The 11,791-nt window shown below is 49.9% G+C and carries 8 protein-coding genes; 4 read left to right on the forward strand and 4 right to left on the reverse strand.

The window, feature by feature from the left end; translation table 11 throughout:
- The first annotated feature begins 643 nt into the window (after positions 1–643).
- The 4 genes from GF401_03790 to GF401_03805 are packed head-to-tail and all read left to right on the forward strand — an operon-like array spanning position 644 to position 6,052.
- A complete protein-coding gene (locus GF401_03790; protein ID MBD3344167.1) occupies positions 644–2,191 on the forward strand; it encodes a hypothetical protein in 1,548 nt (515 codons plus the stop codon).
- Positions 2,176–2,859 carry a tetratricopeptide repeat protein gene (locus GF401_03795; GenBank protein ID MBD3344168.1) on the forward strand — a complete coding sequence of 228 codons (684 nt, stop codon included), beginning with the start codon at positions 2,176–2,178 and terminating at the stop codon, positions 2,857–2,859. The genes GF401_03790 and GF401_03795 overlap by 16 nt, the downstream gene beginning before the upstream one ends.
- Entirely contained in the window at positions 2,856–4,244 is a 1,389-nt protein-coding gene (locus tag GF401_03800; GenBank protein ID MBD3344169.1) for a protein kinase, read from the forward strand. Before GF401_03795 ends, GF401_03800 begins: the two co-directional genes overlap by 4 nt.
- On the forward strand, positions 4,241–6,052 hold the full coding sequence (locus GF401_03805) for an AAA domain-containing protein (GenBank protein MBD3344170.1): 1,812 nt from the start codon (positions 4,241–4,243) through the stop codon (positions 6,050–6,052). The genes GF401_03800 and GF401_03805 overlap by 4 nt, the downstream gene beginning before the upstream one ends.
- A 335-nt stretch (positions 6,053–6,387) precedes the next feature.
- Here the strand turns inward: GF401_03805 and GF401_03810 are convergent, their stop codons facing one another.
- Genes GF401_03810 through GF401_03825 form a run of 4 tightly spaced genes read right to left on the reverse strand, consistent with a single transcriptional unit; the run spans position 6,388 to position 11,641 of the window.
- Positions 6,388–8,148 carry an Hsp70 family protein gene (locus GF401_03810; protein ID MBD3344171.1) on the reverse strand — a complete coding sequence of 587 codons (1,761 nt, stop codon included), beginning with the start codon at positions 8,146–8,148 and terminating at the stop codon, positions 6,388–6,390.
- 2 nt (positions 8,149–8,150) lie between these two features.
- Positions 8,151–8,870, reverse strand: coding sequence for a nucleotide exchange factor GrpE (gene grpE, locus GF401_03815; protein ID MBD3344172.1), 720 nt, complete (start codon positions 8,868–8,870; stop codon positions 8,151–8,153).
- Positions 8,843–9,172, reverse strand: a complete 330-nt coding sequence (locus tag GF401_03820; protein ID MBD3344173.1) for a DnaJ domain-containing protein — start codon at positions 9,170–9,172, stop codon at positions 8,843–8,845. Before GF401_03820 ends, grpE begins: the two co-directional genes overlap by 28 nt.
- A gap of 3 nt (positions 9,173–9,175) precedes the next feature.
- Positions 9,176–11,641, reverse strand: coding sequence for a hypothetical protein (locus GF401_03825; GenBank protein MBD3344174.1), 2,466 nt, complete (start codon positions 11,639–11,641; stop codon positions 9,176–9,178).
- Between the last annotated feature and the right edge of the window lie 150 nt (positions 11,642–11,791).

Here is an 11,791-nt window from a genome sequence, read left to right on the forward strand (position 1 = left end):
CTTGAGGATTCTTCATCCGACGAAAAACAGGGTGATCTGTGGGCAACCGAGCTGTATATCCGTTGGTATTCGGATGATACCACAAATATTGCATGGGATGAGTATGTCAGGTTTACCGCCACTGACGGTTATGGCTACGAACTCTATGCCATTGGTGATACGACCGACATGATAAATAATGTAGGGTTTTATGGTGCGATCCTCAAAGGCGTCGGTATCGAAGAAACCTCCGCCGGAGTCATTTTCAAACGCGGTATTCGAGATCACTATCGACCGGCCGGTTCACTTATCAAGGGTTCGCAACAGCCGATTTTTAATCTGCTCGGTCGGAAAGCTGCAAACCGGGTCAACAAAGAACAGGCCTGGATAATGCTCCTCTATAATGACCGGAAATTTATACCGGCTATAAAGGGACATTAATTCAATGCATACAGGTTTATTCTACTACTCCGTTCAAAATTGATGGATGCCATTTGAATCGGTAGTATGTAAGAAGAGCTAATTCTTTGTATCTGTAGTGAACCATTTCTTTGTATTTCCAATTCAAAGCATTTCAACTTAAATACTGGCACAAGACTTCTTCGGGAAGATATAATTAAGGATGTCGCTTTAGATAACGTATTATTATTTAACAGGTTATTCCATGCGTTTGAATAACAGAAAAAGGCACGTTGTTTCGCTGATATTTCTTTGTTCCGTAATTTTTACTTCGGGATTTTCTTATGACCAGGAACTGAAAAAAGCGCAGAAAATGCTTAAAAGCGCAGAATTTGATTCTGCGCAGGTATATTTTTTCAGAGCATCGAAAAACGGCATGCCGCGGGACAGCCTTTTTTATCTGATAGCCGAAACATATTTAAGGAAGGGAACTCTGGATACAGCCCTGGCACTAAACCATTCCGTCGATCCGGTAAATAATGCTGCATTAAAGAAAGTTTTATTGACACAGCGGTGTGTAATCTACACTGCGGCAGGAATGGAACAAAGGGCGGAAGCGTTGCTCGATTCAATCGGAGCGCTTGCCTCCTTGTCTGAAAAACGGTTTACACCATCACTTGGCTTTGCCGCCAGCGTTGGATATGAAAGCGAAAAGTTTATCGATGCCGTGGCCTATCCTCTCGTTCTTCCTGAAGAGCCGCTTCCAAAAGACGCCATTGATGGTCTTTTTTATCAGTTCCAGAGCGCACTGACCGCCCGGTACAAATTGGGCAATGGCATTGTTCCTTTTATATCCGGCCTGTTTTCGATGAACAAGCCCAATACGGTAAGCCCTGAAGGCAATGAATTTGACAGCCTCGGCGTTTCAGGTGGTATCAGGACCGGAATCGGCAATATAGCAAAACGTTTTTCCTTCAATTACGAATGGACACGAATGGTCGATAATTATAAAAATTATTCGTCATTCAATGAAATAGTTACTTCCTACATGCATTCCCGCAGAAATCGTATCTTTTTTTCTTCGGCCGGTTACCGTCACGAGCTTGGCGCGAACATGAGTACCGAAAGTCAGAGCGGATTCTGGATTGCCTATATGGGCCTGATATTCCCTGAGGTAGAAGTGTCGGGATCAATGCTGTTCAACGGCTATTTTGCTCCCTCGCTTCTCTGGAATGATCAGGACTCTTCGCTGGCGGTACGGGAGGTGCGTTCAATGGGACCATTGCGGCCGGACAGGTATTTCATTTCCGCCCCACTGGATACACTCGATGCGTCGACAATTATTCCCCAGAGCAATATTATGTTCCTTGCCGGACCTTCGGTTGCAATTGATCTGCCTTTTAAGTTCGAAGTAGAAATATCGCCGAAATGGTCGATTAAGTCGTTTGTTGACAACTATATATGGCACTGGTACGGAAATGAAACCGGCTCAATCGGTTCCGTGGCTGTCGACAGCATATTTGGTGTTACGTTCAACGATGCGGTACTGGCGTATGAAAATGATTACTATAAGGTGATCGAAAATTCGTATTTCGGTCCGATAAAAAGATTTGAAAAGAAACGGGTTGATAATACAATTTATTGTGATATTTCGTTAAGCAGGAAAACCCGGGTGATTGGGAGATTTACACTTGATGGCGGCATTGCCAAAACATGGTCGACGCTTCATGATGATGCACCGATTGATATTCCCGATTGGGATTGGAGCATATCGGCGAAATGGGATAAGACGATAGCATGGAACAAAGAGTAAACAGAGGCGACACTGTCTGTATCCTGTTTATTGTTCTCATTCTGATTTTTGCGGGATGTGGGCCGTCGGATGTTGATAAGGGAAACACAAACCTTGCGCTGGGCGACTATTCTGCCGCTATTGAATTTTTCACCAGAGAGATTCAGCATGATCCAAAAAGCTATGACGCCCGGGTTGGACTGGGTAAAGCGCTTCTTCAAAAAGCGGCCGATACTAACGGCGATACGACAATCTGGAAACAGGCGCTTGTTCAATTGGAGGCCGCCCGGACACTTCGTCCGGATGACAAGGCGCTCAAACTGCTTTCTCATGCCTGGGCGGAATATTCCCGCCTTCTTCTGGCGCGCAGCGATACGGTACGAGCCGTGGAGGCCCTTTCAACGGCCCTCCAATATGATCCCGAAAACGTCGAGGTTGTCAACAGTATCGGTATTCTTTACTTTAAGCTCGGGTATGCACAGAAATCGGAGGCGCTTTTTACAAAGGCAATATCCCTCGACAGCACCCACTCAAATTCCTACTTCAATCGAGGAATGGTTTACTGGTCGCAAAAGCGTTATGATGACGCCCATGCCCAATGGCTTAAGGCTCTGAAATATAATCCGGACGATAAGGATATTCTGTACTGGTTTGCCAAGGCCGAAAAGATACGGCGGGAGGGTCGATGATACCGAAGCTGCCCAAAGGATTTACGCATCCCATGCGGATCGGCGAGGGGGGCTTTTCCTCGGTCTACCGGGTCCGTCAGACAAGACTCGACCGGTGGGTGGCGATAAAAATTATTCATGAAAAAGACCCCGAAAAAAAACGACTCTTGCTCAAGGAAGGCAAAACCCAGGCACAGTTGCAGATCGGTTCAATCCCCCGGGTCTACGACGCCTTTGAGTGGAAAAATAAAATCTACATCGTTATGGAGTGGATTAACGGCGTTCCGTTAAATGAAATGCTCATCCAGCCGCTTCAGGATATCGACCGGCTTTGTATTGCCGACAGCGTTGTCAGTGCGTTGGGAGCATTGCATTCTCTTGGGTATGCCCATCGAGATCTCAAGCCCCAGAACATACTTCTTTCCCCCGATAAGGGATTGAGCTTTATCGATTTTGGTTTTACAAAACAGATAGTTGACAGCAAGGTGTCGATGATCGGAACCGTTAAGGGGACTCCTGCGTACATGGCGCCGGAACTCTGGCGCGGTAAAGAGAGAATCGATTATATGCGTACGGATATTTATTCGGCGGGGTTGATACTCAAAGAAATTCTCGGGGATCTCCCCGAATCATCGATTACCGACAGGCTCCTGAGCGAAAATCCATTGCAACGGTGCGGGTCGGGCAAGGAATTATATGAAGCATGGATAAATTTGACGCAAAACATGCACTTTGTTCCCGGGTGGCAGGATGTCGCAGAGGCTCTCTGTTCGGAAGCTCTTACCGGAGAACTATGTGATGCAGCTCGGGAGCTGATCGCGGCACGGCGGGATGATGAAGCCTATTGGCTTTTAGTGGAGTGCCTCGAAGTGGATCCGGATAATGTCGAGGCCCTGTCGTTGTTGGATGACTTGACAGGCCGTCCTAAAGTGAAACCTGCGGTACAAAGGCTCTCCTATGGTGCTGCTGCAGGTGTTCTTGTTATTGCCGTGGCGGCTGCATTTTTTGTCGGACGGAAGTCGAATCCCGTGCCAATGTCTGGTGATTCGGGAGAGCATTCCAGGCGAGCAATGTCGGGTATGATGAAGAATATTGCTGAAAAATCGATGAGAGTACCCACCTCACTTCCCCTTCGCCGCGACGTCTCCCATCACGGTAAACTCACCGGACGTATTTATCTGGCGAATCCACCATCGAAAGGGGATCTGCGTCTCGATAACAGAACATTCGATTATGAGGGGATCCGACGGGGAGGAATTACTGTTCCCTATGGGTCCCATACACTCGCCTGGCAGGATGAAAAGGATAACATTGTGTGGCGGGAAAAGGTAGCGCTTCTTCCTTTTCAAACAAAAATAATCAACATGCCCGAAGGGACAGTGCGGAAGGAGACGGGGGGACGGTGAATTATTCAAAGCTGATAGAGACTTCAAATAATACGGAACATGTTCTTTCCGGCCGGATTGTGACGATTGGTTCTTCGAAGGAGTGTCATATTCGGCTGAAGGACAAGGGAATGCCGGCCCGGGCGGCCCATTGCCTCTATACAAATGGGACATATGAGGTTCGACGGTTATCGCCCGAACTTGCGGTATCAATCAACGGCGCGCCAATCGATACGGCGACCGCGCTGCAACCCGGCGATGTGCTTGGTGTTGGAGCAAGAGAATTCAGGTTCATGGCAGGTAATGCCGTCTCAACAACGGATCTCGTCGCCGGCGCCAACCACAAGACCGAGCGAGAGCTTGTAGGTGAGTTGATTAGCGCCGTGGTATCGCTTTTGAGTAATCGGGGGGAAGATGTTTTTGCCAACCTGGTAGCGTCGGTTTCCCGCCTGCTGCACTGTGATGCATCCCGTCTGGTTGTAGAAGGCCCACAGCGTGGTGAACGGACTACTATCGCCCGTTATCCCCGGGGGAGCGGCCTCGACCGTTTTTCCAACCGGGCGATCGACTGGGCCCGGGATGAATCGGCAACGATTCTCATGCACGATATCGATTGGAAAGACGGCGACGAAAGGATGGTTTCGCTCGAACGGAATCTGGTCGCTTCGGTACTCTGTGCTCCGCTCACCGACGGCGTGTCGATAACCGGTTATCTGTACTGTGACAGGATGCAGGCAACCGACCGGTTTACCGAAGATGACCGGCGGTTTTGCGATCGTTTAATTCCCTTGTTTTCCGAAATTCTGGCGGCTCACCGCGAGCGGGTAAGTCAGCGGGAAACCATACGTCGCCTGCAACATCAGGGGATGGAGCAGTGCGGGGGAATGATTTTTGAAAGTACAGTAATGGGAAAGGTCGTCGAGACGGCGTCCCGGCTGGCGGCGACGGCGTCCCCGCTTATGATTACCGGGGAAACCGGGACCGGCAAGGAGCTGATGGCGCGGTTCGTGCACAAGCATTCCCGTCGGGCCGACAAGGTGTTCAAGGCGATCAACTGCGGTGCAATTCCGGAAAATCTCATGGAATCGGAGCTGTTCGGCCACGAAAAAGGGGCCTTTACCGGCGCCACCACTCGGAAACCAGGCCTCTTCGAAGCCGCGCAGGACGGCACGGTCTTTTTAGATGAAATCGGCGAGTTACCCCTCCAGCTACAGGTAAAGCTTCTTCGGGTACTCCAGGAGTCGGAGATCAGCCGTATCGGTGGTACCGAAACCATTCGCATCAACGTGCGTATCGTGGCGGCAACAAATAAGGACCTCGAAGCGGAGGTTCGGCGGGGAACCTTCAGGCAAGACCTCTTTTTCCGCCTCAATGTTCTTACCGTCACCCTTCCGCCGCTCCGGAACCGGGACCGGGATGTGCTGCTTCTGGCCGATTTTTTTATTAAGAAATATGCCCTCCAATTCGGCCTGCCCCAAAAGACTCTCACCTCTCAGGCACGTGACCTTATTCTCGGCCACAGTTGGCCGGGTAACATCAGGGAGTTGGAGAATGCCATGCAGAAGGCGATCCTTCTTTCATCGAGCAATCGCATAACCCGCGATGATATCCAGCTACCTTCCCATTCACCGGTTGTGGACGGTGGTGAAAAAATCGATATGAGCCTTAAAGCGGCACGGGCACAAGCTGAAAAGGAAGCGATCATGACCACCCTGAAAAAGAGTTCGGGGAATGTTTCGCTGGCGGCGAAAATGCTTGAGATCGATCGTAAATGGTTGACAAAAAAGATGAACGAGCTTGGGGTAGAGGCTGATGAGTTCAGGAAATGAATGATTTGACCAGGCGTGGATCCAGTGGAAATCACCCCGAATGCTTTTGCATCTGTTCCGCCAATCGGTACCAGCCGTGAGCCTGCCGATAGTGTTGTAATGCAATATGTGAAAGAGTCATTAGTTGAGCGGCTTTGGCGGAGTGGTGTAATTCCCAGGATTTGCCAGCGTGTTGAATTACGGCAGTATAATCGCCCTGTTGCGCCGCATGGACGGCTCTGTTAAGAAATTGTTCGGCGCAGCGCCGGATAGTTTCAATAATGGTATAATCAAATTTGCACCTTGGGCATTGGGCTTCCGAACGCTTTTCTTTTCTGCATACCGGACAACGCACGCTAATCCTCCAGGTAAAAAATCATGTCGGAAAGAGATTCGTTGCATTCGGTGACAGCTTTTGTATCCGTCGAAGCAATTGCATGAGTGAGTTTTTCCAGAAGCGCGCGGATTTCGGCGGCGTCTTCTTCGGGGAGTTCGGGCAGAAGCCGTTCTGCTCTCTTTCGCAACATTTTTGCGCGCGAGATTTGGTTTTCTTTGTCCAACGGTGGAACGGAATGTGGCCCCGATTCCCAGTACTCGGCTTCGGCAACTTCGGACAGTTCTTCTTCCGGCACCAAACCGGTAAGGTTGTGGCGGGCCTTTTCGATATTAAGCCGATCCCGGCGGCCGCGGGTATTCATGACTACACTCTTATTCAGACCGGTTGTTTTCTCTACCGCAGTCACTCTGAGCATTCCATTAATATCGAGTTCCATGGTAAGCACCACAAGGTTACCGGCGGGAACATCGCTTAATCCGGTAATTCTGAACGAACCAACAAAATCATTGTCGGCGGCAATCGGTTGCTCTCCCTGATAAATTTCAACTTCGACACACTCCTGGCCGTCAACGACGGTTGTAAAGCTTTCGCTTTTTTTTGTTGGTATAGGCGTATTCCGATGTATGACGGGAACGAATGCGCCGGCACGAATATCACCGTTAATATTGCCGATAGCGCTGGTACCGAATGTATAGGGGGTTATATCGACCAGTATCGCTTTGGCGGGGCTGCCGGAGATTGTGGCGGCCTGGATAGCGGCGCCCTGGGCAACGATCAGGTCGGGATCGATTTCGTACCGGGGTTCTTTGCCGAAATCGTTTTTTAGCAATCGATGTACCAGGGGGGTACGGGATGAGCCGCCGACAAGGATTATTTTGTCGACCGCGGCGGGAAGGACGGCAGCATCACGGAGACACTGGTGTACACAGTCTTGTGCACGATGCAGCAGCGGGAGGATCATTTCTTCATAGTCCGGACGATTAATCTCTATGTCAAGATGAAGGTCGTCGTAGATAAATTCTTCGCGGATTCGCGCATACGGGTTGTCGGAAAGTTGTCGTTTGGCGCGTTCTGCTGCAATCCAGAGGCGCCGATGAATCCGGGGGTCGGCAGCCGGATCAATGCCGTGGCGGTCGTGAAAATCTTCGGAAAATCTCCTAATAAGGAGTTCATCGAAATCATCGCCGCCAAGGTGAGTATCGCCGTGACTCGCTTTTACCTCAACAATGCCTTTGTTTACCACCACGAGTGATGCGTCAAAGGTGCCGCCGCCGAGATCATAAACAAGGATGATCTGATCGTTTTCGTGACCGGCTTCGTAGGCCATTGCGGCGGCGGTCGGTTCGTTGATAATGCGAACAACGTCAACACCCGCAAGCTCACCGGCGTCTTTGGTCGCCTGCCGTTGTCGTTCGTTGAAATATGCCGGGACCGTGATAACCGCCTTGGAAATTGTCTGCCCGGCACTGACTTCGGCATGCTTGATAAGCTCCCGAAGAATCAGCGAGGATATTTCTTCCGGATTCAGCGATTTCTCTCCCAATGCCACCGTAATTTCTTCCCCCATCTTTCGCTTGATCGAGAGGACCGTCGATTCGGGGTGAGAAACCATCTGGTTTTTCGCCGCGCTTCCGACAATCAGTTCGCCGGAGGGCGCAAGGCCGACGGCAGAGGGCATGATCGGGTTGTGCTCGATGGTGACCATGACCGGTTTCCCATTTTCTATATAGGCGATTTCCGAGTTGGTCGTTCCTAAATCGATACCGGCAATAAGTTCCATAATTATATCTCCTTTTGTTGCCGTACAACCGTGACTTCGGCAAGTTTAAGCACCGAATCATTTAATCGATACCCCGGGGTGATTTCCTCAGCCACGGCTCCGTCGGGAAGATCATCGCTGGAAATAGTTGTTACGGCAATCATGCATGATGGATCAAATGGTTGTCCGGCTGTCCGGATTCGGGTTATGCTCATATTTTCCAGCAGCCGGGAAAAATGCGATTGGACAATTTCGATTCCGTCCCGGATCGAATTCCATTCGTTTTTCCAACCGGTGACAAACAGGCCGCCGGTCGGAGTATTTTGCATTCGTCGAGCCAGACGCTCCATGCGGCTGAAAAGCTCTACGAGGCCGAGTACGATGTTTTTGTTTAATAAATCAGTGTCGCCGGCAAAATCAGGCATTGTGCTGCCGGTTTCCGACGGAAAGTGTTTCTGTTCGATATCGCCAAGCGTTTCCGAGATTCCGGCTATCCCCTCAACAGTGCGTCGCATGCCGGTGGAAACTACATGACGCAGCGCGCTCATCTCGGTATACAGGGACATGAGATCCGGACACCGGCCATCGTCGGTGTCTTCGAGCACAGGCATTGTGTGCTGCTCAAGCCAGTCGAGCCAGGCGGTTACGTTTTTGGTGATATGGTCACGGACCGAAACCGGATCATCCGATCGACTCTCGGGACTACGGTCTTTGCCTATTTCGTTTTCGTCTTGTTCAAACATTCACGTAGCAACTTTGTTAAGGGTGTAATTCCGGGTGGTTGCCGACCCTTTTTTTTGATTTCCTCAATCAGCGCATCAAATGGATATTCGATGCCGGGATCGGTTGAAAAGAGGTCATATTCCAAGCGGTTTTTTTCGGTTTTGATTTTTTCGTATGCATTGCTTATCAGCGCAAATTCCTGTGGATGCAGATCGGGTGGATGTTTTCTTATGAGATCAAGGTATGCGCGGCGAACTTCTTGATCGGTTGACCCGGGCTCTACACCCAGAATGTCATAGGGATTTCTTTCGTCCATAGCCATATCCTAAAAAAGATCATTAAAAATGTCGATAAACTCCGCATCATCGGAAATATTTTTTTCACCCGACGGTGGGGAGTTTTTTCCCTTGTGCCGATTAGCTTTGCCGTGCGTTGTACGCCGCCCTCTGCGATGTGGTGGGGGCATGGGCCCCGGCTCGTCTTCGTCATCAAAATAATCTTCATCTTCAAATTCATTCAGCATACGCTCGAAGATATTGGACCCCTTGCCCGGAATGCCGTCCATAAAAGGAATAGAATGAATTTCATCCGAAAGTTTCCGGGCTTCAGTGAGTGTTTTCATATCACCCCTCTTTTCCGCTTCTTCGGTTATTTGTTCCAGCGTGGAGAGGAGCTGCCGGACCGAGCCCTTGCTTTTCATGTCAAGTAATAAATTGTAGAGAAGGTATGCCGGATTTTTCCCATCTTTTTTCAGAAGCATTTTTACAAGCTTTTTGGCTGATCTCGTCATGAGGAATCTCGGATACATAGAAAGAACCAGCTCGATATATTCTTGCGCTGTTTGCGGGTCGACATTCGATGACACTGCTTTGGCGCAATAACGGTCTATTTTTTGGAGCCGGTCGGCCAATCTCCGTTCCGGTATCCCCAGTTCTTCACCGTAAAGAACGATTTTAACAAAGGAAAGGGCATTTTCCACGGTGGGTTGAGAGGAGAGCGCCCGCTGTTCAAACGTTTCGAATTCATGGCGCTTTCGGGGAGCATAGGCAGAGGCGATAAGAGCAATGAAATAATCATAGAAAGCCGCGGTGGGCGCCAGGTTACGACCGCATTGTTCAATCCGGCGAACTTCCTTTTCATCACCGATTATCGATTCCAAAACAGCCCATCGGGCCATTATTGCCGACCGATTCAGGTTGAAATCCATAGAATTCTCAAGACTATTTTCGATCGTCTGCCGCATAAATTTCCGCATCTGCGTTACGCGACCGGATTCGGCAGCGTTGCGTGCAATCAGCAGGGTGGCGACATTCAGCATTGCGGCGGCTTTCTTATCGGTGGGATCGATATCCATTGCCTGCCGGAAATACCCCAAAGCCTTTTTATACGCTTTCCTCTGGAGACAAAAAAGGCCGGCCTGTTCAAGTGTTTCCTTGTCTTCGGGAAATTTTGCGGACATTGTGTCAAGAAGGCGGTTCCGCTCCGCTTTGCGGTTTTTGATCGTATAGACGTACAGCAGGGTTTTATAGGCCTCGAGATCATTATCATAGAGGTTGATGCTGGTTTTAAGGTGTTCGGTGGCCAATTCTTCATCCTCGATTTCCGGTTTGTTCCGCCGGGGGAAAAACAACGGCGTGTCAAAAGCCGGTTTTGCAAACAATTTGCCCAGGCGCAGGTGTATCAAGGCTTCGGCTCCGGATGGTAAAATGTTGTTGTGTCTGTAAAGTTCAATAACATCGGTCCAGACATTTTCTATTTCGGAATTGTTAAAACACATCCGTTCGGATATCAGGGCGGATACCAGTGCAATCTCTCGATTTTCCGGCTTTATATGGTTGAAATTCATTATTTTTGTTGAGAAGAGGACTTCAAGATATTTGTCGGCGGTTTCATCATCGAAATCAAAAACTTTATACTCAAGAAAATGACGTAGGCGGCCGGCAATGCCCTTTTGGGCGGTGGAATATTCCGGAACGGTGCGTCTGGCTTCCCGCAAAGCATCTCTGAACCGCCCAACGTCCCAGAGATAATCGATGCGGGCAAGTGCGGGTGCGGAGCCGGGAAAACCGGCCAGAATGCCGGCATGTCGGGCAAGCCGTTCGCTGCGCGGAACATTGCCGTCCGCGCTGTTTGTTCTGTCAATCAAATAGCGGCAGGAACGAAGCGCTTCATAAGGCGCGGTGCCTTCGGGTATACGGGAGAACGCGGCACGCAGAGTATCGTCGTCGTGGCGGTAAAACGCACAGAGCGCTTTAATAAACAACCGCCAGTGGGAAAACATAGATTTCAAGGGTATGCCTCGAACGGCGTCGGTTGCGGCCCGGTAGTCGGCGGAGCAAATATAGCGGAGGGCGTCCTGAACCGCCGCGCATTCCCGCTCGGATGTTTCATCAAAAAACCCGGTCCGAGTACGGGCAAATGAAACAACCGATTCGTCGGCGACCTTCAAACGTTGCATTTTTGTGTCATGGTGGGTGGCGTCAAGCGTTGCATGCGGCGCAGCGGAAGTCCAGAGGTCCGACGGCTCCATTTTTGATCCGGTAAGCTGTTGAATATAATCGAGAACCGGTTCCGCATCGGACATCCTTCCCCTGCTTATCATATCCCGCGCAAGCGCTTTGTAGGCTTCAATCAAATCGGGAAGGTATTTTGCCGGGTCTTTTTTATGGAGTTCTTTGAATGCGTTTTTTGCGTTCCGGTAACGGCCGGCTGCCAAATGCTGTCGTGCCAGGCGTTCCAACTCAGTTGGGTCGGATGGTAGTTGTTGCTTCTTTTTATTCTTTTTGCCCATTTGGCAGCGCTCCGACAGCGTGGATCATCAAAGGAATATGGCAAATAAAACCGGAACAGTGTATCAGTTCAGGTATCAGCAACAGCACCAGAGTATGGGCGGAACCGATGATATCACAGGTTTAACTTAACTCGCACCTCGTCTGTGTCA

It is taken from the genome of Chitinivibrionales bacterium (assembly GCA_014728215.1).
GTDB lineage: Bacteria > Fibrobacterota > Chitinivibrionia > Chitinivibrionales > WJKA01 > WJKA01.

Coding starts and splice junctions, on each gene's coding strand:
- GF401_03790 (MBD3344167.1), top strand. CDS start 644: ATGCGTTTGAATAACAGAAAAAGGCACGTTGTTTCGCTGATATTTCTT.
- GF401_03795 (MBD3344168.1), top strand. CDS start 2,176: ATGGAACAAAGAGTAAACAGAGGCGACACTGTCTGTATCCTGTTTATT.
- GF401_03800 (MBD3344169.1), top strand. CDS start 2,856: ATGATACCGAAGCTGCCCAAAGGATTTACGCATCCCATGCGGATCGGC.
- GF401_03810 (MBD3344171.1), bottom strand. CDS start 8,148: ATGGAACTTATTGCCGGTATCGATTTAGGAACGACCAACTCGGAAATC.
- grpE (MBD3344172.1), bottom strand. CDS start 8,870: ATGTTTGAACAAGACGAAAACGAAATAGGCAAAGACCGTAGTCCCGAG.
- GF401_03820 (MBD3344173.1), bottom strand. CDS start 9,172: ATGGCTATGGACGAAAGAAATCCCTATGACATTCTGGGTGTAGAGCCC.
- GF401_03825 (MBD3344174.1), bottom strand. CDS start 11,641: ATGGGCAAAAAGAATAAAAAGAAGCAACAACTACCATCCGACCCAACT.